Consider the following 23,614-nt stretch of genomic DNA (forward strand, 5'->3'; position numbering starts at 1 on the left):
GACCGAGGTGGCGCGGGCGATCCGAGCGCACCGACCGCGCTGGGTAGCATCGGGTGCGTGACCGACACCCAGATCCCTCCCGTTATCGAGTTCGCCGACTTCGACCCCAGCACCCGGGTGCAGGACGACCTGTTCCGCCACGTGAACGGGGCCTGGCTGGACCAGACGGAGATTCCCGAGGACAAGCCGCTGACCGGCTCCTTCATGGAGCTGCGCGACGCAGCCGAGGCTGCCGTCCGCGACATCATCACCGGCATGGACGCCGCGCAGCCCGGCACGGACGAGGCGAAGATCGCCGACCTGTATGCCAGCTTCATGGACGCCGACGCCGTGGAAGCGGCCGGCGCCACCGCCTTGTCCCGACCGTTGGGCCGGATCGACGCGATCACCAACCCGGCGGAGCTGATGCGCCTGGTCGGTGGCTTCGCCCGCCGGGGCGTGCGTGGCCTGATCGACTTCGAGGCCGAGCCGGATCCGGGTGACCCCACTCGCTATGTGATGTTCGTCGGCCAGGGCGGCCTAGGCCTTCCCGATGAGGAGTACTACCGCCTGGACACGTACGAGGAGATCCGCGACGCCTACGGCGAGCACCTGGCGAAGGTGTTCTCCCTGGCCGGCCAGTCCTATCCGGCGACCCAGGCGCAGCGGGTGCTCGACCTTGAGACCGATATCGCCGCCGCGCACTGGGACAAGGTCAAGTCCCGCGACATGCGGGCCATGTACAACCTGATGGACCTGGCCGCCTTCGAGGCGTCCGCTCCGGGCCTGCACTGGCGCGAGTTCCTGGCCGGGGCGGAGATCGATGAGTCCACCATGGCCGAGCTGGTGGTGACCCAGCCGTCCTTCTTCACCGAGGTGGCCGAGCTGCTGACCGAGGAGCGGCTCGCCGCCTGGAAGGCGTGGGCGAAGTGGAAGCTGATCTCATCCATGTCGCCGTACCTGTCCAGCGCGTTCGTCAACGAACGGTTCCGGTTCTACGGCACCGTCTTGTCGGGCACCCCGGTGCTGAAGGAACGGTGGAAGCGGGGCGTCGAGCTGGTCGAGGGCGCGCTGGGCGAGGCCGTCGGGAAGGTCTACGTCGAGCGGCACTTCTCCCCCACCGCGAAGGCGCGGATGGACGAGCTGGTGGCCAACCTGATCGAGGCCTATCGGCAGTCCATCACCGCGCTGGACTGGATGACCGACGCGACCAAGGAGCGGGCCTTGGACAAGCTGAGCAAGTTCCGCCCGCACATCGGATATCCGTCGAAGTGGCGCGACTACTCCGCGCTGGAGATCTCGGCCGACGACCTGATCGGCAACGTGATGCGCGCCGCCGCCTTCGAGCTGAACCGGTCGCTGGCCAAGATCGGTCAGCCGATGGACCGGGAGGAGTGGCTGATGACCCCGCAGACGGTCAACGCCTACTATCACCCGCTGAAGAACGAGATCGTCTTCCCGGCCGCCATCTTGCAGCCCCCGTTCTTCCACGAGCAGGCTGACGACGCGGTGAACTACGGCGGCATCGGCGCGGTCATCGGCCACGAGATCGGCCATGGCTTCGACGACCAGGGCTCCACCTGCGACGGCGACGGCAAGCTCGAGGACTGGTGGACCGCCGAGGACCGGTCGGCGTTCGAGCAGCGCACCGGCGCCCTGATCAGCCAGTACGACGCTCTAGAGCCGGCGCAGACGCCCGGTCACCACGTGAACGGCGCGCTCACCATCGGTGAGAACATCGGCGACCTGGGCGGGCTCTCCATCGCGCTGAAGGCGTATCGGATCGCCCGCGGCGACACCGAGGTGGCACCGCTCGACGGCTACACCGACGAGCAGCGGCTGTTCCTCAGCTGGGGTGCCATCTGGCAGCAGAAGGCGCGGACCGAGATGGTGAAGCAGCGGCTGGCCACTGACCCGCACTCGCCGAATGAGTTCCGGTGCAACCAAATCGTCCGCAACCTCGACGAGTTCTATGCCGCCTTCGACGTGACCGAGTCGGATGCCTTGTGGCTCGCACCGAATGAGCGCGTCACCATCTGGTGAGCACCGCGGAGGTGGTGAGGCTCCGGTGTGTCGATCAGGCGCGCGACTTGGTCCAGATGATCGAGTAGCGCCACATCGGCAGCCGGCGCCAGGTGGCCCCCGGCAGGACTTCGGTGGCGCTGCGTCGTACGTCGACATAGGTGTGGGGCGGCGGCCACACGATCGGGGCGGAGTGCTCCCAGATGCCGTACCGACGCTGATAGCCGTACTGCTGCACCAGGCCTGCGAGGTCATAGAGCGCATCGAGCGGCCGTGACGACTTCGCCAGACCGACCACGGCCACCACCCCGCCCGGCGCGGTCAGGTCGGCGAACCGGGCGAACGTCTGGTCGAGGTCGGGCAGGTGATGAACCGTCGCCACCGAGGCCACGATGTCGAAGGAGGCCAGCGGGAAGGGATACGTCAGCACATCGCCGTGGATCCAGTCCACGGCCGGATCCTCGGTGCGGGCAGACTCCAGCACTCCGGCGTCGGGGTCCAGACCGGTCACCTTCGGCACCCGCTGATGCAGCTCGGCCGCCAGCAGACCGTTTCCGGTGCCGACGTCGAGAGCGGTCCGCGCTCCGGCCGGCACGGCATCGAGGATGCGGCGATGATAGTGAATGTTGTTGTTCCACCGAACCGCCCGCTGATCGATCATCGCCCTACCGTGCCCGGTCCGGCTGGCCGGGGCAACCAGCGACGCGGGCGGAAACCAGAATTAGCTCACCGGTCGCCAAGATCGGCTCACGATCACGGTGGCTGCGTCGTCTTCTAGCTATGACATCCTCACCAGACCTCCACGTCCACCCCATCGACCCCAGCGAGCTCGAGGCGATCCGGGCCCGGGGTCTCGACGCGTTCGGCAACGTCCCGGAGCTGCGGATCAGCGACGGCGGCGACCAGCTGCGCTGCTGTCTTCGACACAGTTCACCCGGTGACCGCCTCTGGGTGATCTCCCACGCTCCGCTGACCGCCCGGCGACCCTGGCGCGAGGTGGGCCCGGTGTTCGTGCACGCGGTGCCCTGCCAGGGCTATCACCCCGCCGGCGGCCTGCCGGACTTCGTCGCCGGCAAGCCCCGCGTGCTGCGCAGCTATACCGCCGACCAGGCGATGTACTACCGCGGCAACCGGATCACCGGAGCCGATGACGACCTGGACGCCGTCCTGCGCGAGCTCTTCACCGACCCCATGATCGCCGAGGTGCACCTGCGCAACCTGGAGGCGCAGTGCTTCATCGCCCGCGTCACGCGGTGATCACTGGACGCATCGGACGACGCTCAGGCGGAGCGGCTCACCACGGTGTCGCAGAGCTCCTCCAGCGCGCTCCGCGCCCGGCCCGCCGGCAGCGTACGCAGCTTGGACCGCGCCACCTCCGCGCGACGGAGCACCTCGGTCCGCGCCTGCTCGACCGACGGGTGTGCCCGCAGCAGCTGCAACGTCTCGGCGTGCAGCCCGTCGTCGGAGAGGTCGGCGTCCAACAGCTCGAGCAGCCGCGCGTCCGCCGGGTCGGTGGACCGTCGGGCCAGCAGCGTGGGCAGGGTCGGTACGCCTTCGCGCAGGTCGGCGCCGGGGGCCTTGCCGGTGGAGTCGCTGGTGATGTCGATGATGTCGTCGCTGAGCTGGAAGACCAGGCCGATCTCCTCGCCGAACTCCGCCATGGTCTGCTGCACCGCCGCGTCGGCCCCGCCGAGCTTGGCCCCGAACACCGCTGAGGTGGCGATCAGGGAGCCGGTCTTGTCGGCCAGCACCTGGAGGTAGTGCTGGACCGGGTCCTCGCCGTCCTGCGGCCCGACGGTCTCGGCGATCTGGCCCTGGACCAGCCGGGCGAAGGTGCGTGCCTGCAGCTGGACGTACTCGGGGCCGAGCTCGGAGACGAGATCGGAGGCACGGGCGAAGAGGAAGTCACCGACCAGGATGGCGACCGAGTTGCCCCAGCGCACGTTGGCGCTCGGAGCACCGCGGCGCAGCGGAGCGTCGTCCATCACGTCGTCGTGGTAGAGGCTGGCCACGTGGGTCAGCTCCACCACGACGGCACCGCGGACCACGTCGGCGGCGTCCGCCGCGGGACCCAGCTGGGCTCCCAGGACGACGAGCAGCGGACGGAACCGCTTCCCGCCGGAGGCGATGATGTGCTGTGCGACGTCGGTGACCATCGGGGTCCGGGCCTCGGCCGCGTCCAGGAGCGCGGCCTCGATCACCTCGAGCTGGGCACGGACGGAGTCGGCAAAGACCTCGTCGTGCGTCGATTCTGCAAGCACATCTCTCCTCAGCGCCCGATCAGCGCAAGAACTCCCCCGCATGCTGGGCGAGATCCAGCAGCGGTCCGGGGAACACACCTAGGGCCACAGTAGCGACGACCCCAAGTCCGACGGCGGTCAGCGTAGTCCACCCGGGCCGCGCAACCACTGCCGCACGCTCGGTGGGGTCGGAGAAGAACATCATCACGATGACCCGGATGTAGAAGAAGGCGGCGATGACGCTGATGACCACGGCGACGACCACCAGCCAGTGCGCCCCGCCGGTCCAGGCAGCTGCGAAGACCGCCCACTTCCCGATGAAGCCACTGGTCAGCGGAATGCCGGCGAAGCTCAGCAGGAACAGAGCGAAGACCAGCGCCACCATCGGCGAGCGCCGGCCCAGGCCGACCCAGCTGGTCAGCAAGGTGGCCTCCCCGCTGGCGTCGCGGACCATGGTGATCAGGGCGAACGCACCGATGGTCGCCGCGCCGTAGGCCACCAGATAGAACAGGATCGACGAGACGCTCGTCAGTGCGCCGGGCGGGCTGCCGGTGGCGGCCTGGGAGGCGCCCACCAGCGCAGTCAGGATGAACCCTGCATGGGCGATCGAGGAGTACGCCAGCATCCGCTTGACGTCGGTCTGGGTGATAGCCAGCACCGAGCCCAGCGCCATGGTGGCGATCGCGACGACAGTCATCAGTGGCTGCCAGTCCCAGCGATCGGCCCCCAGGGCGACGTAGAACACCCGGAGCAGTGCGCCGATGGCGGCGATCTTCGTGCAGGCGGCCATGAAGGCGGTGACCGGGGTCGGCGCGCCGGCGTACACGTCGGGCGTCCAGGAGTGGAACGGCACCGCCCCGAACTTGAAGAGCAATCCCGCGCCGACCAGCGCCATGCCGGCCAGCAGCAGCCCGGTGCCCTGCTGGCTGGTGCGCAGCGCGGCGTCGATCGCGGCCAGCTCGAAGGAGCCGGCATAGCCGTACAGGAGGGCGGCGCCGTAGAGGAAGAACGCCGAGGACAGCGCCCCGAGGAGGAAGTACTTCAGGGCCGCCTCCTGTGACAGCAGCCGCCGGCGCCGGGCCAGCCCACAGAGCAGGTAGAGCGGCAGTGACAGCACCTCGAGGGCGACGAACATGGTGATCAGGTCGTTGGAGGCGGGGAACAGCATCATGCCGACCAGCGCGAACAGAGCCAGCGGGAAGACCTCGGTGTGCTCCACCTTGGCTTCGGCAGCCTCCCGCTCGGCCGCGGTCCCGGGGACGGCTGCGGCCTGCGGCGCGAAGACGCTGGCCCCGTTGTCCAGCCGGCGCTCGGCGAACACGCCGAAGGAGACGGCACCGAAGACCAGCAGGATCGTCCACATGAAGTACGTCGGACCATCGATGGCCACCGACCCGACTGCGGTGATGGCCGGGTCGTGCACGTACCAGTTGCGCAGGGTCATGACCAGCGCGGCCAGGATGGATCCGAACGTCACAGTCAGCTGGAGGGCCTGCCGGTTCGCCCGCGGTGCGAGAGCCTCGACCAGCACCCCGATGAGCGCGCCGGCGAAGACCAGCAGCATCGGCGACAACAAGGCGTACTCAAGCTTCGGGGCGGGCATGCTCGGCAACTGCAGAGCCACTGCCAGGAACGGTGTTGCGGGCATCATCGGCCACCCTCCGCGAGCACTGTGGGTTCGGGGTCGGTCACGCCGACGTGTTGCATGGTGGCGACCACGGTCGGCTCGATCACGTCAAGCAGCGGCTTGGGGAAGACACCGAGGACGATGATCAGCAGCACCAGGGGGGCCAGGGCGAGCCGTTCCCGACCGCGGAGGTCGTCGACCTGCTCGGACACGACCGGATCCAGCGGTCCGGTCATGATGCGCTGATACATGATCAGGATGTAGAGCGCGGCCAGCACGATGCCGAGCGTCGACACCGCCGCGAACACCGGGTGCCGGGTGAACGTACCGGCCAGCACCATGAACTCCGACACGAAGCTCGACAGTCCGGGCAGCGACAGCGTCGACAGCCCGGCGAACAGCAGCACCCCCGCCAGCACCGGTGCCGTCTTCTGCACCCCACCGAAGGCGCCGATGTCGGCCGACCCGCGCCGCTTCACCAGATAGCCGACGGTGAGGAAGAGCGCCGCGGTGGAGAGACCGTGGTTGAGCATGTAGAGCGTCGAGCCGGTCAGGCTCTGGGTGGTGAAGGCGAAGATGCCGAGCACGATGAAGCCGAAGTGACTGATCGAGGTGTACGCCACGAACCGCATCAGGTCGCGGCTGGCGATGGCGAGGATGGCGCCGTACAAGATCGAGATGGTGGCCAGCGTGAGCACCACCGGGGTGGCCCAGGTGCTGGCCTCGGGGAACAGGCCCAGACAGAACCTGATCATGCCGAAGGTGCCGATCTTGTCCATCACGCCGACCATCATGGTCGCCCCGCCAGGGCTGGACTGCTCCGCGGCGTCCGGCAGCCAGGTGTGGACCGGGACCAGCGGCGCCTTGATCGCGAAGGCGAACATGAAGCCCACGAACAACCAGCGGCCGGTGCCGGTGGCGATGTCCAGCTGGGCGAGGTCGGCCAGCAGATAGCTGGGCTGCCCGGCGCGGGCCGAGGCGACGTACAGCCCGATCACCGACGCCAGCATGACGAAGCCGCCGAGCAGACCGAAGATCAAGAACTTGGCCGCGGCGCGGGCGCGCTTGGGTCCGCCGAACCGTCCGATCAGGAAGTACATCGGGACGAGGATGACCTCGAAGAAGACGTAGAACAAGAAGACGTCGGTGGCCAGGAACAAGAACAGCGCACAGCTCTCGACGGCCAGCACCAGGGCGAAGAAGAGCCGTGGGTCCTGCTGTGGGGCGGTGTCGTCGCGGATCCAGCCGTTGCTGCCCGACTGGTCGGCGTCGTTCCAGCTGGCCACGATCACCACCGGGGTGACGATGGCGACCAGCAGGACCAGGACCAGACCGATCCCGTCGAGGCCGAGGGCGTAGTAGGCCCCGAGCGGCTTGATCCAGGACACCTGTTCGGCGAGCTGCATCCCACCGCCCGGGCGGAACCGCACGGCCAACACGATCGCCAGTGCCAAGGTGAGCAGCGAGACCGCCAGCGCCGTCTGCTTGGCGGCGCGGCCGCGGACGCCGATCAGCGCCAGGGCGCCGACCGCCGGAAGCAGGGCGAGGACAGTGAGCCAGGGGAAAGACATGTCTTCCTTTCCTCTCAGCCCAGCCGGCCGAGGACGAGGATGGCTCCGACAGCGGCGGCTCCGGCCACCATCGTCAGCGCGTAGGTCCGGACGAACCCGTTCTGGGCCCGGCGCATCCACATGGACAGGCCGCCGAGGACGGCTCCGGTGCCGTTGGCGGCAGCGTCGATGCCGCTGTCGTCCAGCCGGGCCAGTCCGGCGGTGAGGTGCTGCCCGGGCCGCATGAACACCGCCTCGTTGATGGTGTCACCGAACAGGTCGGAGCGACCGGCGAGGACGAACGGCGATCGGGTCTGCGGCTGCGTCACCGGGATGTCGCGTCGAGGCCCGAACAGCAGAACCGCGACCGCCACGCCGGCGGCGACCACCAGCAGCGTCACCACGCCGACCAGCGAGAAGTGCAGCAGGCTCGGCGCGTGTGCCTCGGCGTGGGCGCCGCCCGTCGCCGGATCGAGCCAGCCGCTGATCCAGTTGTTCAGCACCAGGCCACCGAGCACCGAGCCGGCCGCCAGGATGATCAGCGGCACGGTCATCACCAGCGGTGACTCGTGCGGGTGCACGTCCTTGGCCCACCGCTTCCGGCCGAGGAAGGTCATCAGCATCAGCCGGGTCATGTAGAACGCGGTGACGCCGGCGCCGAGCAGCGCAAGCACACCGACCACGATGTTGTGCTCGAACGCCGCCTCGATGATGTGGTCCTTGGAGTAGTACCCGGAGAAGAACGGGAAGCCGATGATGGCCAGATAGCCCGCGGCGAAGGTGGCGAAGGTGATCGGCATCACGCGGGCCAGCGCACCGTAGTGGCGCATGTTCACGTCGTCGTCCATGGCATGCATCACCGAGCCGGCGCCGAGGAACATGTTGGCCTTGAAGAAGCCGTGGGTGATCAGGTGGAAGATCGCGAACGCGTAGCCGGCCGGACCGATGCCGGCCGCGAGCATCATGTAGCCGATCTGGGACATAGTGGAACCGGCCAGGGTCTTCTTGATGTCGTCCTTGGCGCAGCCGATCCACGCACCGACGAGCAGGGTGACGGTGCCGATGATCACCACGGCCGTGCTGGCCGTTTCGGTCTCGGCGAAGATCGCGTGGCTGCGGGTGACGAGATAGACGCCGGCGGTGACCATGGTGGCCGCGTGGATGAGTGCGGACACCGGGGTCGGGCCCTCCATCGCGTCCAGCAGCCAGGACTGCAGCGGCACCTGGGCCGACTTGCCGCAGGCACCGAGGAGCAGCAGCAGTCCGAGCACCGTGGCCGTTGTGCCACTCATCTGGGCCGCGCCCTGGTTCACGGTGGTGAACGCCGAGGAGCCGAAGGTGGCCAGCATCAGCATGATCGCCACGGACATGCCGAGGTCACCGACCCGGTTCACCACGAACGCCTTCTTGGCGGCAGTGGCGGCGGACGGCTTGTGCTGCCAGAAGCCGATCAGCAGGTAGGAGGCCAGGCCGACGCCCTCCCAGCCGACGAACAGCACCAGATAGTTGTCGGCCAACACCAGCAGCAGCATCGCCGCGATGAACAGGTTGAGATAGGCGAAGAAGCGCCGGCGGCGCTCATCGTGGGCCATGTAGCCGATCGAGTAGACGTGGATCAGGCTGCCGACACCGGTGATCAGCAGCACGAACAGGATCGAGAGCTGATCCAGCTGCAGCCCCACCGAGATGTCCCAGCCGCCGGTCGGGATCCACGAGTAGAGCGGCAGTGCGACCGAGCGCTCTGCCTCCCCTCGACCCAGCAGCTGCACGAACAGCACCAGACCGAGCGCGAACGAGACGATCGGAGCCACTGTGCCGAGCAGGTGGCCCCAGCGATCGCTGACTCGGCCGCTGAGGAGCAGAAACGCCGCGCTCAGCGCCGGCACGGCGATCAGCAGCCAGGCCCAGGAGAACAGGCCGGAGGCGGCCACCGGGGTGACGATCTCGAGTGGGTTCACGTTCGCCTCTCAGAACTTCAGCAGGTTGGCGTCGTCGACCGATGCCGAGCGTCGAGTACGGAAGATGGTCACGATGATCGCCAGCCCCACCACGACCTCGGCGGCCGCCACCACCATGACGAAGAAGGCGGCGATCTGGCCGTCGAGGGTGCCGTACATCCGCGAGAACGTCACCAGCGCCAGGTTCGACGCATTCAGCATCAGCTCCACACACATGAAGGCGACGATGGCGTTGCGGCGGACCAGGAACCCGACCGCGCCGATGGTGAACAAGATCACCGACAAGATGATGTAGTGATCGGTCATTGCGCATCCCCCTTCCGGTCGAGTCCCTCGGACTCCTCCGAGCCGGGGGTGATGGCGGCGACGGTGTCGGTCACCGGCTGCGACAGCTCGCGGCTGTCAGCCACGGTGCCACGGCTGCGCAGCGTAGCGGAGACCGACCGTTCGGCAATGGTGCCGTCGGGCAGCAGGGCCGGGGTGTCCACCGCGTTGTGGCGGGCGAAGACGCCCGGGGTGGGCAGCGGGCCGGGGTGCTCGCCGGTCTCGGCGTAGCGCTGCATCCGCTCCGACACCAGGTCGGCCTGGGTGCGCCGCTTGGTCAGCCGTTCGCGGTGGGCCAGCACCATCGCCCCTAGGGCGGCGGTGATCAGCAGCGCCGAGGTGGCCTCGAAGATGAAGACGTAGCGGTTGAACAGCAGAGCGGCCAGGCCCTGGACGTTGCCGCCATAAGCGCTGTTGGCCCGCTCCAGCCCGATCGGGTCGCCCACCACGGCATTGCCGACGGCGGCGACGAGCAGCAGGGCGAAGCCGAGACCGGCCACCGCAGCCATCGCGCGCTGGCCCTTGATCGTCTCGACCAGCGAGTCCGCCGCGTCGACGCCGACCAGCATCAGCACGAACAGGAACAGCATCAAGATGGCGCCGGTGTAGACGATGATCTGCACGGCGAACAGGAAGGGGGCGTCCTGGGCCGCGTACTGCACGGCCAGCGAGATCATCACCGTCGCCAGGCAGAGTGCGGAGTGCACCGGCTTCTTGGACAGCACCATGCCCAGTGCGGCCAGCACCATCACCGGTGCCAGCAGCCAGAACGCCACCGAGGCGCCCGTCACCATGGGCATCAGCCCCAGTGTCGTCATCGCTTGATCCCTTGGTTGATCTTCTTCGGTTCGACGCCGCTGATGTCGCCGGCCCGGTCGTCGGGGCGCCCGCTGGCGGGCAGCCCGAGGAAGTAGGTCTGCTCGTCGTCGCCGAGACGCCGCGGGTGCGGCGGCTGCTCCATCCCCGGCAGCAGCGGACCCAGCAGATCCGACTTCTCATAGATCAGCGCGGCTCGGTTGTCGTCGGCCAGCTCGAACTCGTTGGTCATGGTCAGCGCCCGGGTCGGGCAAGCCTCGATGCACAGCCCGCACAGAATGCAGCGCAGGTAGTTGATCTGGTAGACGCGGCCGTAGCGCTCGCCCGGGGAGAACCGCTCCTCCTCGGTGTTCTGGGCACCCTCGACGTAGATCGCGTCGGCCGGGCAGGCCCAGGCACAGAGCTCACAGCCGACGCACTTCTCCAGTCCGTCGGGCCAGCGGTTGAGCTGGTGACGGCCGTGGAAGCGCGGTGCGGTGACCTTCGGCTTGAGGGGGTAGTCCTCGGTGAAGGTCTTGCGGAACATGGTCTTGAACGTGACGCCGAAGCCGGCGACCGGGTCTAGCCAACCCATCAGGAACTCTCTCCGTTCTCAGACGTCCTGCTCGGTGCGGTGTCGGTGAGGTCGCCGTCCTCAGCGGTCAGCACCCCCGCCAGCTCGGGCAGCCGCTGGTCGCCCATCGGTGGTACGGGATAGCCGCCGGCGAAGGCGTCGAACTCGGCCGGCTCGTCGTCGACCTCCTCGACCTCCTCCTTGCCGCCGAAGAAGCTGAGGGCCAGCAGCGCCACGAAGACGACACCGGCGCCCACCAGGAAGGTCCGCGACTGGATCCAGCCCTCGGCGGTGCCGACCCGGAAGGTCGCGATGACCACCAGGTAGGCCAGCGAGAGCGGAATCAGCCAGCGCCAGCCGAACCGCATGAACTGGTCGTAGCGCAGTCGCGGCAACGTGCCCCGCAGCCAGACGAAGATCGACAGCATCAGCACGACCTTCAGCAGGAACCACAGGATGCCCCAGTAGCCGGAGTCGAGGCCGGGGATCAGGTTGAACGGCAGCGGGGCGTGGTAGCCACCGAGGAACAAGGTGGTGGCCAGGGCCGAGACCGTGATCATGTTCATGTATTCGGCCATGAAGAACATCGCGAACCGCATCGAGGAGTATTCGGTGTGGAAGCCGCCGACCAGCTCGCCTTCGGCCTCGGGCAGGTCGAACGGGGCGCGGTTGGTCTCCCCCACCATCGAGATCAGATAGAGCGCGAACGCCGGGAACAGCACCACGGCGTACCAGCTGGGCAGTGGCACATTGAGGCCGAAGATCTCGGTGTAGGCGACCTGGTCCTGAGCCGCCACGATCTCGGAGGTGGACATCGAGCCCGCGTAGAGGAAGACGGCGACCAGGGCGAGCCCCATCGCGACCTCATAGCTGATCACCTGGGCGCTGGAGCGAATCGCGCCGAGCAACGCATAGGTGGAGCCCGACGACCAGCCGGCGAGAACGATGCCGTAGACGCCGATGGACGCGATGGCCAGCACGAACAGCACCGACACCGGCAGGTCGGTGACCTGTAGCGGCGTGGTGATGTCGGTGAACGGGATCCGCACCTCACCGGCGATCGGGATGACCGCGAACGCGGTGATGGCCGGGATGGCGGTGATGAACGGAGCCAGCATGAACACCACGCGGTCGGCGGCCTTCGGGGTGAAGTCCTCCTTGAACATCAGCTTCATGCCGTCGGCCAGCGACTGCAGCAGACCGAAGGGCCCGTTCATGGTCGGACCCTTGCGGTGCTGCATGATCCCGACCAGGCGGCGCTCGTACCAGATGGTGAACAGGGTCATCACCAACAGCACGGCGAAGGCGAAGACGGCCTTGATCAGGACCACCCACCACCGGTCCGCACCGAAGATGGTCAGGTCGAGCGGGATCGTGGCCAGGGCGCTCATGCGTGGGCTCCGTTCCGGTTGTCGGCGGCACTCCCGCTGGACTCCGGGATGACGCCGGCCGCGGCCAGCGTCACCACGTCGCCGGCAGCGGCGGCCAGGTGCTCGGACACGGCCATGCCGGGTGCGCGGGTGGGCACCCACACCACCCCGTCCACCATCGCGGGCACGATCTGCACCGGCAGCGTCAGGGCCCCGCGGTCGTTGGAGACCACCACCCAGTCGCTGACCCCGGCGTTGGCGGCGGTGCGCGGCGACATCCGGGCGACCGGTGGGCGCGCGGTGGCCATCAGCGGAGACTCATAGTCCACCGCCCGGCTGTCGTCGATCGCCAGGCGCCAGGTCGCGAGCACCGCTGTGTGGTCACCGGCGGCGCTCGGTACGCCCGCCCCGATGGTCGGCGCCGGAGCGCGGGTGCCCTCCCACGGGCCCAGCTCGGCCAGCTCGGCGCGGGCCTGAGCCGGTGTCCGGACGCCCAGGTCGGCGCCCATCGCGTCGGCCAGCGCGGCGAGCACCCGCAGGTCGCTCATCGAGTTGTCGGTCCGGATGACCACGTCGAAGGAGCGTTCGCGGCCCTCCCAGGTCAGGAACGACCCGGCCCGCTGCTCCATCAGGGAGACCGGGAACACGACGTCGGCACGTTCGGTGACCAGCGAGGCGCGGGTCTCCAGGCTGACCACGAACCCGATGGACTCCAGCCCGGCCAGGGCCGCCTCCGGGTCCAAGAAGTCGCGCGGGTCGACCCCGGCGACGACCAGGGCGGCCAGCTCGCCGTCCTCGGCGGAGAGCAGCATCTCGTCGGCGTCGCGACCCTCCAGCGCCGGGACCGAGTCCACGCCCCAGGTGGTGGCGGTGTCGATCCGGGCCGAGGCGTCGGCAACCGGACGGCCACCGGGCAGCAGGTTGGGCAGGCAGCCCGCCTCGACCGCCCCACGGTCGCCGGCCCGGCGCGGCACCCAGGCCAGCCGGGCGCCGGTCTCCCCGGCGAGCGTCACCAGGGCCGACAGGGTGCCGGAGGACTCCGCCGCCCGCTCGCCGACCAGGATGACCGAGTCGGCGTCGAGAACAACCTCGCTCGGCAGCGCAGCCAGCACCTCGGCCTCGGCTCCCGGCACCGCCGGGACCAGCGTGCTGCCGGCCTTGCGGGCACCGTTGCTGAGATAGGGCGCGACGGTGAACGAGCGCAGTCCCTTCTTGCGGAACGCCTTGCGCAGCCGCAGGAACAGCACTCCGGCCTCTTCCTCCGGCTCGAAGCAGACCATCAGCACCGAGGAGGCGCGCTCGACATCGGCGTAGGTCACACCGCGGCCGGTACCGGCGACGGCGTGCGCCAAGAAGTCGGCCTCTTCGGCCGAGTGCGGCCGGGAGCGGAAGTCGATGTTGTTGGTGCCCAGCACGGTACGGGCGAACTTGGCGTAGCCGTAGGCGTCCTCCACGGTGAGCCGGCCACCGGTCAGGACGCCGACCGAGCTGCCGGCCGCGGCCAGACCCTGCACCGCGACGTCGAGCGCTTCGGGCCACGATGCCGGCCGCAGCACGCCGTTCTCGCGGACCAGCGGCCGGGTCAACCGGTCCTCGCCGCGTCCGTAGCGGAAGGCGAACCGGTCCTTGTCGGTGATCCACTCCTCGTTGACCTCGGGGTCGTCGCCGGCGAGGCGGCGCAGCACCAGACCACGCCGGTGGTCAACCCGGATCGCGGACCCGCAGGAGTCGTGCTCCGACACCGACGGGGTGGAGACCAGGTCGAACGGCCGCGACCGGAACCGGTACTCCGCACTGGTCAGCGCACCGACCGGGCAGATCTGGATGGTGTTGCCCGAGAAGTAGGACTGGAACGGCTCACGTTCGTAGATGCCGACCTGCTGGAGCGCGCCGCGCTCGATCAGGGCGATGAACGGGTCGCCCGCCACCTGCTCGGAGAACCGGGTGCAGCGGGCGCACAGCACGCAGCGTTCCCGGTCCAGCAGGACCTGGGCGGAGATGTTGACCGGCTTGGGGTACGTCCGCTTCACGTCGGTGAAACGCGACTCGTCGTTGCCGTAGGCCATCGCCTGGTTCTGCAGCGGGCACTCGCCGCCCTTGTCGCAGATCGGGCAGTCCAGCGGATGGTTGATCAGCAGGAACTCCATCTGACCGTGCTGGGCCTTGGCGGCCACCGGTGACGTCACATGGGTGTTGATCACCATGCCCGGTGCGACCTCGATGGTGCAGGAGGCCTGTGGCTTGGGCATCCCTCGGCCGTTGCCCGCGTCGGGCACCTCGACCAGGCACTGCCGGCAGGCGCCGACCGGGTCCAGCAGCGGGTGGTCGCAGAACCGCGGAATGGCCACGCCGATCAGCTCGGCGGCACGGATGACCAGCGTTCCCTTGGGCACCGACACCTCGGTGTCGTCGATCGTCAGGGTGACCAGGTCCTCCGCCGGCGCCAGGTCGGTGCCGGCCGTGCTGGGCCCGTCGGGCTTCTGTCCGCTGGCCGTACCCGTGCCCTGCGACCCGGAAGGGCTGTTCGTGGTGACCGTCATGGTGTGGCTCCTGACCCGGACGTCGCCCGGACGAAGGTGGTGCTCCGCTCGTAGGGGAAGAGCTCCCAGGCCGGGGTGTGCATGGCGGCCTCGAACTCGTCACGGAAGTGCTTGATCGCCGAGGAGATCGGCGACGTGGCGCCGTCGCCCAGGGCGCAGAACGAACGACCCAAGATGTTGTCGCACAGGTCGAGCAGCTTCTCGATGTCGCCGTCTTGACCCTGACCGGCCTCCATCCGCTTGAGGATCTGGACCAGCCACCAGGTCCCCTCGCGGCACGGCGTGCACTTGCCGCAGGACTCGTGCTTGTAGAACTCGGTCCAGCGCAGCACCGTGCGGACCACCGAGGTGGTGTCATCGAAGCACTGCAGCGCCTTGGTGCCGAGCATCGACTTCACGCTCGCCACCCCCTCGTAGTCCAGCGGTACGTCGAGGTGCTCGGGGGTGAGGATCGGGGTGGAGGAGCCGCCGGGCGTCCAGAACTTCAGCGAATGTCCGTCCCGGATGCCGCCGGCCAGCTCGAGCAGCTGGCGCAGCGTGATGCCGAGTGGCGCCTCGAACTGACCTGGCTGCTTCACATGGCCGGACAGCGAATAGATCGTCATGCCCTTCGACTTCTCGGTGCCCATCGAGGAGAACCACTCGGCGCCGTTGCGCAGGATGGACGGCACCGATGAGATCGACTCGACGTTGTTGATCACTGTCGGGCTGGCGTAGAGACCCGCCACGGCAGGGAACGGCGGCCGGAGCCGGGGTTGGCCGCGGCGTCCCTCCAGCGAGTCGAGCAGCGCCGTCTCCTCGCCACAGATGTACGCCCCGGCGCCGGCGTGCACCACGACCTCCAGGTCGTAGCCGGTACCGAGCACGTTCTTGCCGAGATAGCCGGCCGAGTACGCCTCGCGGACGGCCTGCTGCACCCGGCGCACCACGTGCAGCACCTCGCCGCGGACGTAGATGAACGCGTAGTTGGCGCGGATGGCGTAGGCGGAGATGATCACCCCCTCGACCAGGGTGTGCGGGCTGGCCATCATCAAGGGGATGTCCTTGCAGGTGCCCGGCTCCGACTCGTCGGCGTTGACCACCAGATATTTCGGCTTCGGGTTGTCCTGCGGGATGAAGCTCCACTTCATCCCGGTCGGGAAGCCGGCGCCGCCGCGGCCACGCAGACCCGAGTCCTTGACCAGCGTGACCACGTCGGCCGGAGCCATCTGCAGGGCCTTGCGCAGCGCCGAGTAGCCGCCGCCGCGCTCGTAGTTGACGATCTTCCACGCGCGCTCGTCGCCCCAGTTGGCGGTGAGCACCGGGGTCAGGGTGTCGGTCACTTGTCCTCCTCGCTTTCAGCGGCGCCGTCGGCCGGGGCCGGCGGAGCGGCCCAGCCGTTCTCGGCGGCGATCCGCAGCCCCAGCTGCGACGCCGGACCCGAGGTCGGTCCCTCATCGGCCCGGTTGTCGGGGAAGCCGGCGAGCACCCGCTCGGCCTGCTTCCAGGTGCAGACCCGGGCACCGCGGGTCGCGGTGACCTCTTCGCCGGCTCGCAGCGCGTCAACGACGGCCACGGCGGAGTCCGGGGTGGTGTTGTCGAAGAACTCCCAGTTGACCATCATCACCGGGGCGTAGTCGCATGCCGCGTTGCACTCCAGGTGCTCCAGGGTGATCGTGCCGTCCGCCGTGGTCTCGTCGTTGCCGATCCCGAGGTGGTCCTGCAGCGCGGAGTACACCTCGTCGCCGCCCATGATCGCGCAGAGCGCGGTGGTGCAGACCCCGACGTGGTAGTCCCCCACCGGACGCCGCTTGTACATCGTGTAGAAGGTGGCGACGCCGCTGACCTCGGCCGGCGTGAGCTGCAGGATCTGCGCGCACGCCTCGATCCCGGCCGGGGTCACCCGCCCTTCGACGCTCTGCACCAGGTGCAGCATCGGCAGCAGCGCGCTGCGCGGCTGGGGATAGCGGGCTGCGATGGAGCGCATCTCTTCCAGCGTCTGCGCGGTGATGGCGGTCTCCACCGTCGAATAGTCCAGGCTCGGCTCGTCGAAGTGGGTGGGAAAGTGACCGTGCCCGATCAGCTCGTTGCTGCCGGTGTCACTGCCGGTGTCGCCGCCGGCGTGGCCGGCGCGGGCGTGCGCCTGCGGCTCGATCTTCGCCGTGGCCTCCCGCTCGGGACTTCCCTGTGGCTCGTTGGTCATCGGTCCACCCCACCCATCACCGGATCCAGCGAGGCGACTGCCACCACCACGTCGGACACCATCGCACCCTCGCACAGCGCGGGCATGGCCTGCAGATTCACAAAGCTCGGGTCGCGGAAGTGCGCCCGGAACGGCTTGGTCCCGCCGTCGGAGACGAGGTGCGCACCGAGCTCGCCGCGCGGGCTCTCGATCGGGACGTACGCCTGACCGGCCGGCACCCGGAACCCCTCGGTGACCAGCTTGAAGTGATGGATCAGCGCCTCCATCGACTCGCCCATGATGTGCTTGATGTGCTCGTTGGAGTTGCCCATCCCGTCCGAGCCGATCGACAGCTGCGCCGGCCAGGCGACCTTGGGGTCGGCGACCATGACCGGGTCGCCGGTCATCTTCTCCAGCCGGTCGACACACTGCTCGACGATCTTGAGGCTCTCCCACATCTCGTTCAGCCGGATCCGGAACCGGCCGTACGCGTCGGGGGTGTCCCAGGTCTGGACCTCGAAGTCATACGTCTCGTAGCCGCAGTAGGGCTGCTTCTTGCGCAGGTCCCAGTCATAGCCGGTGGCCCGCAGCGGCGGGCCGGTGATCCCCAGCGCCAGACAGCCGGCCAGGTCCAGGTGGCCGACGCCTTGCAGCCGGCCCTTGAAGATCGGGTTCTCGTTGCAGAATGCGGCGTACTCGGGCAGATGCTTCTTCATCCAGCTGACCATGTCACGGACACTGTCCAGCGCGCCGTCGGGCAGGTCGTTGGCCACCCCGCCGGGACGGATGTACGCATGGTTCATCCGCAGACCGGTGATTAGCTCGAAGACATCGAGCACCTTCTCCCGCTCGCGGAAGCCGATGGTCATCACGGTCAGCGCGCCGATCTCCATGCCACCGGTGGCGATGCAGACCAGGTGCGAGGAGATCCGGTTCAGCTCCATCATCATCACCCGGAGAACGCTGGCCTTCTCGGGGATCTGGTCCTCGATGTCGAGGAGTCGCTCCACCCCCAGGGCGTAGGTCGTCTCGTTGTGCAGCGGGGCCAGGTAGTCCATCCGGGTGCAGAAGGTGACGCCCTGGGTCCAGTTGCGGAACTCCATGTTCTTCTCGATGCCGGTGTGCAGATAGCCGATGCCGCACCGGGCCTCATGGACGGTCTCGCCCTCCATCTCGAGGATGAGCCGGAGCACGCCGTGGGTGGACGGGTGCTGCGGTCCCATGTTGACCACGATCCGCTCGTCGCCCCGCTCGGCGTGCTCGGCCACGATCGAGTCCCAGTCCTGACCGGTCACCGTGTAGACCCGACCCTCCGCCGCGTCTGCGGCTGCGCCGTACGGGTCCTCTGCTGCTCCGGAGCTGGCGCCCCCGGCTGTGAAGGTGGTCATCAGTTGTAGCTCCTCCGCTGATCAGGTGGCGGAACGGTGGCGCCCTTGTATTCCACGGGCACGCCACCAAGGGGATAGTCCTTGCGCTGCGGGTGACCAGGCCAGTCGTCCGGCATCATGATCCGGGTGAGAGCTGGGTGGTTGTCGAACACGATCCCGAACATGTCGTAGGTCTCGCGCTCGTGCCAGTCGGCGGTGGGATAGGTAGCCACCACCGACGGGAGGTGCGGGTCGTGCTCGGAGACACTCACCTCGAGCCGGATCCGGCGGTTGTAGGTCATCGACTGCAGGTGATAGATGACGTGCAGCTCACGGTCGGTGTCGGCCGGGTAGTGCACCCCCGACACCGAGCTGCAGAACTCGAACCGCAGGTGGGCGTCGTCGCGCAGGTGGCGGACCAGCGTCGACAGGTGCTGCCGGGCCACGTGGAAGGTGATCTCCCCACGATGCACGACCACCTTGGTGATCACGTCACCGTAGTTGGGCAGCAGTGCGCCGATACGGTCGTAGACCTGGTCCCACCAGCCACCGAACGGCTGGTCGCTGGGCGCCGGGAACTCGATCGTCCGGCTCAGTCCGCCGTACCCGGAGGTGTCGCCGGTCCCCCGGACACCGAACATGCCCTTGCGGACCTCGATCACCTCGGGCCCGGCCGGGTCCTGGCCGGCATGGGCGACCGCGTTCTCACCCGTCTCGGTCTTGGCCTCCGAGGCCTGGCTCTGGTCCGAGGCGACGGCCGGCTCGGCGCCGGTGGCCGACCCGGCGCGGGTACCGGCGTCGGGGGCCGACTCACCCTCTGCGGTCGCACCCTTGATGCGTGCCTTGGCGTCCGACTCGGCGTTGATCGGCTCCCCGGTTGCGGTCCGGTCCCCCGACCCGCCCGATGGCTTGTCGTTGTCCCCGCTCACCGGAGCAGCCCCTTCATCTCGATCGTCGCCGGGGCGTTGAGCTGGATCTGCTCGCGCTCGGTGTTGGCCGCAACCTCGTTGAGCCCGATCGGTCTGTGCGCCACCTTCTCCCGCAGCTTGAACATCGCATCGATCAACATCTCCGGGCGCGGCGGGCAGCCCGGCAGGTAGATGTCGACCGGGACGACGTGGTCGACGCCCTGGACGATCGCGTAGTTGTTGAACATGCCTCCCGACGAGGCACAGACACCCATCGCCAGCACCCACTTCGGGTTGGCCATCTGGTCGTAGATCTGCCGCAGGACCGGTGCCATCTTCTGGCTCACCCGACCCGCGACGATCATCAGGTCGGCCTGACGCGGGGACGCCCGGAAGACCTCCTGGCCCCAGCGGCCGGAGTCGTAGCGTGGAGCGCCGTAGGTCATCATCTCGATGGCACAACAGGCCAATCCGAAGGTCGCCGGCCAGAACGACGCGCTCCGCATGTAGCCGAACAGTCCCTCGACGGTGGTCAGCAGGACCCCGGTCGGAAGCTTCTCTTCTGCACCCATATCAGTGGGCCCCTCTCGGTTCGGTGCGACAGGCGACGCGGTGGCGGCGGGTCAGTCCCATTCCAGTCCTCCGCGACGCAGCACGTAGAAGTAGGCGACGAAGACAGTCGCGATGAACAGCACCATCTCGACCAGGGCGAACGTCCCCATCTGGTCGAAGGAAACCGCCCACGGGTAGAGGAAGACGATCTCGATGTCGAAGACGATGAAGAGCATCGCCGTGATGTAGTACTTCACCGGGAACCGGCCACCACCCACCGGCTGCGGGGTCGGCTCGATGCCGCACTCGTAGGAGTCGTACTTGGCGCGGTTGTAGCGGCCCGGTCCGACCAGCATGCTGGTCACGATGGTGAGCGCGACGAATGCGGACGCGATGCCCAGCAAGATCACGATCGGCAGGTAGGGACTCATGCCCGCCACCCCCCACGCCGGGGTCCGCGAGCGGACAGCAGGTCTCCAGAGTGGGCTCCGGCCCTGGCTGACATAGCCTCTCCTACCTGGTTCGATGGCAGCTGATCCACGAGGGCCACCCGGTGATCGGGGTGACGCTCGTGAAACTGTTCACGATCTCGCACGCAGTCTACGACTATCCGTTTGCGTTCAACACCCACCCCTCGCGGCATGTCCAGCGGTCGGATTCCCAATCCTGCAAGGGATGTCATGATCAATTACGCACACCGGAAGTTGCGTAATTGCCCGCGGAGGGCGTCGCGCTAGAGGCCGAGGGCATCTCGCATCGGAACGAGCTTGGCGTTGGACTCGGCCAGCTCCGCCTCGGGGTCGGATCCGGCGACGATCCCGCAGCCGGCGAACAGCTCGATGGAGCACGGGTCGGTGGCCGACACCTGTCCGCAGCGCAGCGCGATCGCCCACTCGCCGTCGCCGGCGGCATCGATCCAGCCCACCGGCCCGGCGTAGCGCTCACGGTCCAGCTTCTCCAGCTCGGCGATGGTGGCCCGGGCCAGATCGGTGGGCGTACCGCAGACGGCGGCGCTGGGGTGCAGGGCGGCGGCCAGTGCCAGTGAGCTGGCGCGCGGGTCGGCCACGGCGGTGACGTCGGTGGCCAGGTGCAAGACGTTGGGCAGCTCCAGCACGTACGGGGCGTCGGGGACGTTCATTCCCGAGCAGAACGGCGCCAGCGCCCGCGCCACCGAGCGGACGGCGTACTCGTGCTCCTCGAGGTCCTTGCTCGACTGGGACAGCGACGCCGCCAGTGCCAGGTCGGCCTGCCCGTTCCCGGAGCGGCGGATCGTGCCGGCCAGTACCCGGGAGGTGGCCAGTCCGTTCTGGCGACGGATCAGCATCTCCGGGGTCGCTCCGACCAGACCGTCCACCAGGTAGGTCCAGCAACGGGTGTATTCCCGGGAGAGCCGGTCGGCCAGCCACCGGGGGTCGATCTCGTTGTCGGCGAAGGCCAACAGCTTCCGCGCCAGCACCACCTTGTCCAGCCCCTGGTGGCCGATCCGGTCGACGGCCTCGGCCACCACCGCCTCCCACTCCGGACCGCTGAGATCTCCGTCCGCGTAGCTGACGTTACGCGGAGGCTCGGGGGCGGGGGTCGGGCTGAGCGGTGCGAGCTCGTCGAGGTCACAGCCGATCCGCGTCAGCCAGGTACGCCCGTCGCGGCGCCCCACCACGGTCTCCGGGACGACCAGCGTGGACTGGGCGGCCGTGTTGTCGGGGTCGAAGACGAAGCTGCCGAAGGCGATCAGCCCGGATCCGACCGGCGGGTCGTCGTAGTCGGAGTGCACCTCGACCGTCGCAACGAGGTCTGCCCACCACTGTGCCGCCTCGGTCACCGAGGTGGGCTTGTGCCGGACCGCCTCGCCCCAGCCGACCATGCCGTCGCCCTGACGCAGCCAGACGTACGCGTCGTCGCGCGGCGCCAGCGCCAGCAGCGGCCCCGGGTCGTCGATCGGGACAGTTCGCGCCACCAGCTGCGGTGCCACCGGGTCGGGCGTGCTCACACCGGCCAGCCTAGTGCGGCCCCGACAGAGCCTGGCGCCCACCGGCATGGGATCGGCCCGGGGCCAAACCACAGCGGCCGCGGTGTCGAAGAAGTGACATGAGTCATCTCGCGACCGCGACGCCCACCAGCACCGCCCCTCCAGCGGGCTGGCGAGTGCTGGCCGGCGTGCTGGCGGCGCTGGCAGCTGTCGGCGTGGGTCACGGCACCGCGATCCTGATCAACCCGGTGGCGTCTCCGCTGCTGGCCGTCGGCTCGACGGTGATCGACGCGGCGCCGACCCCGGCCAAGGAGCTCGCGATCCGTACCCTCGGCACGTACGACAAGCCGGTATTGGTCGCTTCCATCGGGTTGGTGCTGCTGCTGTTCGCGGCAGGGCTCGGACTGATCGCCTGGCGGTTCCCCACTGTCGCCCTGGTCGGCATCTCGCTGCTCGGCGTGGCCGGCCTGATGGCGGCGGTTGCCCGCGGTGGAGCGGTGGACGGGATCCCGTCGTTGGTCGCCGGTGTGGTCGGCATCCTCACCCTTGTGGTGCTGACCCGGCTCGGCGCCATCCGCCACCCACCGCCGGCCTCCGGCCGACCCACCCGGCGCCGGTTCCTGATCGGTCTGGGCGCCGCGGCCGCTGTCGCCGCAGCCGGGAGCGGTGGTGGCATCCTGCTCGACCGCGCCCGGCAGGCCACCTCCGCGGCCCGCCGCGCCCTCGGGCTGCCCGCGCCGGCCTCGCCGGCGGCACCGGTCCCGGCCGGCGCGCAGGTGCAGGACATGACGCCCTTCGTGACCCCGATCAACGACTTCTACCGGGTCGACATCGCGCTGGTGACTCCGCGGGTGGACGTCAGCGGCTGGACCCTGACCATCGACGGGATGGTCGACCGCCCGCTCACCCTGACCTACGACGACCTCCTCGCCCTGCCGATGATCGAGCGCACCATCACCCTCACCTGCGTCTCCAACGAGGTGGGCGGGCCCTACGTCGGCACCGCGACCTGGCTGGGTGTGCCGTTTCGCGAGATCATCTCCCGCGTCGGCGTCCGGGGTGGGGTGGACCAGGTCTTCTCCTACTCCTCCGACAGCGGCTACACCTGCTCCACCCCGTTCCAGGCGGTGAGCGACGGCCGCGACGCGATGATCGTGGTCGGCATGAACGGCGAGGTGCTGCCCGACAAGAACGGCTTCCCGGCCCGGATGCTGGTGCCCGGTCTCTTCGGCTTCGTCTCCGCCACCAAGTGGCTGGAGCGGATCGAGTTCACCAGCTACGCCGAGCGGACCGCGTACTGGACCGAGCGGAAGTGGGCCACCGACGCCCCGATCCTGACCCAGAGCCGGATCGACGTTCCCGCATCGCTCGGCACACTGAGCCGGGACAAGCCGGTGCTCGCCGGGGTCGCCTGGGCACAGCACCGCGGCATCGAGAAGGTCGAGATCCGGATCGACGGGGGTGACTGGCAGCGGGCCACCCTGGCCGCCGACGCCGGTATCGATCTGTGGCGGCAGTGGACCTTCGTCTATGACGGCCCGGCCGGGCGGCACGCCGCCCAGGTCCGCGCCACCGACCTGACCGGTGCGACCCAGCCCGAGCAGCGAACCAAGGTGTTTCCGTCCGGCGCGCGCGGCTGGCACGAAATCCAGTTCACCGTGGAATAGGTCGCTGCCACGAT

The 23,614-nt window shown here is 68.8% G+C and carries 20 protein-coding genes; 3 read left to right on the forward strand and 17 right to left on the reverse strand.

The window, feature by feature from the left end:
* Positions 1-57 precede the first annotated feature (57 nt).
* Positions 58-2,022: a M13 family metallopeptidase gene (locus tag AC1XX3_RS03755; RefSeq protein ID WP_483319732.1), complete on the forward strand. Its 1,965-nt coding sequence runs from the start codon at positions 58-60 to the stop codon at positions 2,020-2,022.
* Positions 2,023-2,056: 34 nt separating this feature from the next.
* Here the strand turns inward: AC1XX3_RS03755 and AC1XX3_RS03760 are convergent, their stop codons facing one another.
* Positions 2,057-2,662, reverse strand: coding sequence for a class I SAM-dependent methyltransferase (locus AC1XX3_RS03760; protein ID WP_483319733.1), 606 nt, complete (start codon positions 2,660-2,662; stop codon positions 2,057-2,059).
* Between the two features lie 119 nt (positions 2,663-2,781).
* Between AC1XX3_RS03760 and AC1XX3_RS03765 the strand changes: the two genes are divergently transcribed.
* The gene (locus AC1XX3_RS03765; RefSeq protein ID WP_483319734.1) at positions 2,782-3,258 is read left to right on the forward strand and encodes a DUF1203 domain-containing protein; all 477 of its coding nucleotides are present in this window, start codon (positions 2,782-2,784) and stop codon (positions 3,256-3,258) included.
* Between the two features lie 23 nt (positions 3,259-3,281).
* Here AC1XX3_RS03765 and AC1XX3_RS03770 read toward each other — a convergent pair whose 3' ends face one another.
* From AC1XX3_RS03770 to AC1XX3_RS03845, 16 genes are all read right to left on the reverse strand, one after another.
* The gene (locus AC1XX3_RS03770) at positions 3,282-4,262 is read right to left on the reverse strand and encodes a polyprenyl synthetase family protein (RefSeq protein WP_483319735.1); all 981 of its coding nucleotides are present in this window, start codon (positions 4,260-4,262) and stop codon (positions 3,282-3,284) included.
* Between the two features lie 19 nt (positions 4,263-4,281).
* Entirely contained in the window at positions 4,282-5,889 is a 1,608-nt protein-coding gene (gene nuoN / locus AC1XX3_RS03775; RefSeq protein WP_483320208.1) for an NADH-quinone oxidoreductase subunit NuoN, read from the reverse strand.
* Positions 5,889-7,439 (reverse strand): NADH-quinone oxidoreductase subunit M, encoded by a 1,551-nt coding sequence (locus AC1XX3_RS03780; protein WP_483319736.1) that lies wholly within the window; start codon positions 7,437-7,439, stop codon positions 5,889-5,891. Before AC1XX3_RS03780 ends, nuoN begins: the two co-directional genes overlap by 1 nt.
* A gap of 14 nt (positions 7,440-7,453) precedes the next feature.
* Positions 7,454-9,376: an NADH-quinone oxidoreductase subunit L gene (gene nuoL / locus AC1XX3_RS03785; protein WP_483319737.1), complete on the reverse strand. Its 1,923-nt coding sequence runs from the start codon at positions 9,374-9,376 to the stop codon at positions 7,454-7,456.
* 9 nt (positions 9,377-9,385) lie between these two features.
* Positions 9,386-9,682, reverse strand: a complete 297-nt coding sequence (nuoK, locus tag AC1XX3_RS03790; RefSeq protein ID WP_483319738.1) for an NADH-quinone oxidoreductase subunit NuoK — start codon at positions 9,680-9,682, stop codon at positions 9,386-9,388.
* Entirely contained in the window at positions 9,679-10,518 is an 840-nt protein-coding gene (locus AC1XX3_RS03795; protein ID WP_483319739.1) for an NADH-quinone oxidoreductase subunit J, read from the reverse strand. The genes nuoK and AC1XX3_RS03795 overlap by 4 nt, the downstream gene beginning before the upstream one ends.
* A complete protein-coding gene (gene nuoI, locus AC1XX3_RS03800) occupies positions 10,515-11,090 on the reverse strand; it encodes an NADH-quinone oxidoreductase subunit NuoI (protein WP_483319740.1) in 576 nt (191 codons plus the stop codon). The genes AC1XX3_RS03795 and nuoI overlap by 4 nt, the downstream gene beginning before the upstream one ends.
* On the reverse strand, positions 11,090-12,460 hold the full coding sequence (nuoH, locus tag AC1XX3_RS03805; protein WP_483319741.1) for an NADH-quinone oxidoreductase subunit NuoH: 1,371 nt from the start codon (positions 12,458-12,460) through the stop codon (positions 11,090-11,092). Before nuoH ends, nuoI begins: the two co-directional genes overlap by 1 nt.
* Positions 12,457-14,979, reverse strand: a complete 2,523-nt coding sequence (locus AC1XX3_RS03810) for an NADH-quinone oxidoreductase subunit G (RefSeq protein WP_483319742.1) — start codon at positions 14,977-14,979, stop codon at positions 12,457-12,459. The genes nuoH and AC1XX3_RS03810 overlap by 4 nt, the downstream gene beginning before the upstream one ends.
* Positions 14,976-16,301, reverse strand: coding sequence for an NADH-quinone oxidoreductase subunit NuoF (gene nuoF / locus AC1XX3_RS03815; protein WP_483319743.1), 1,326 nt, complete (start codon positions 16,299-16,301; stop codon positions 14,976-14,978). Before nuoF ends, AC1XX3_RS03810 begins: the two co-directional genes overlap by 4 nt.
* Positions 16,298-17,161 (reverse strand): NADH-quinone oxidoreductase subunit NuoE, encoded by an 864-nt coding sequence (gene nuoE, locus AC1XX3_RS03820; protein WP_483319744.1) that lies wholly within the window; start codon positions 17,159-17,161, stop codon positions 16,298-16,300. Before nuoE ends, nuoF begins: the two co-directional genes overlap by 4 nt.
* On the reverse strand, positions 17,158-18,528 hold the full coding sequence (locus AC1XX3_RS03825; protein ID WP_483319745.1) for an NADH-quinone oxidoreductase subunit D: 1,371 nt from the start codon (positions 18,526-18,528) through the stop codon (positions 17,158-17,160). The genes nuoE and AC1XX3_RS03825 overlap by 4 nt, the downstream gene beginning before the upstream one ends.
* Entirely contained in the window at positions 18,528-19,343 is an 816-nt protein-coding gene (locus tag AC1XX3_RS03830) for an NADH-quinone oxidoreductase subunit C (protein WP_483320209.1), read from the reverse strand. The genes AC1XX3_RS03825 and AC1XX3_RS03830 overlap by 1 nt, the downstream gene beginning before the upstream one ends.
* An 89-nt stretch (positions 19,344-19,432) precedes the next feature.
* Positions 19,433-19,987 carry a NuoB/complex I 20 kDa subunit family protein gene (locus AC1XX3_RS03835; protein ID WP_483319746.1) on the reverse strand — a complete coding sequence of 185 codons (555 nt, stop codon included), beginning with the start codon at positions 19,985-19,987 and terminating at the stop codon, positions 19,433-19,435.
* Positions 19,988-20,038: 51 nt separating this feature from the next.
* On the reverse strand, positions 20,039-20,398 hold the full coding sequence (locus AC1XX3_RS03840; RefSeq protein ID WP_483319747.1) for an NADH-quinone oxidoreductase subunit A: 360 nt from the start codon (positions 20,396-20,398) through the stop codon (positions 20,039-20,041).
* Positions 20,399-20,700: 302 nt separating this feature from the next.
* Positions 20,701-21,954, reverse strand: a complete 1,254-nt coding sequence (locus AC1XX3_RS03845) for an isochorismate synthase (RefSeq protein ID WP_483319748.1) — start codon at positions 21,952-21,954, stop codon at positions 20,701-20,703.
* Positions 21,955-22,052: 98 nt separating this feature from the next.
* Between AC1XX3_RS03845 and AC1XX3_RS03850 the strand changes: the two genes are divergently transcribed.
* Positions 22,053-23,600: a molybdopterin-dependent oxidoreductase gene (locus tag AC1XX3_RS03850; protein ID WP_483319749.1), complete on the forward strand. Its 1,548-nt coding sequence runs from the start codon at positions 22,053-22,055 to the stop codon at positions 23,598-23,600.
* Positions 23,601-23,614 lie beyond the last annotated feature (14 nt).

It is taken from the genome of Microlunatus sp. M237, from assembly GCF_056896895.1.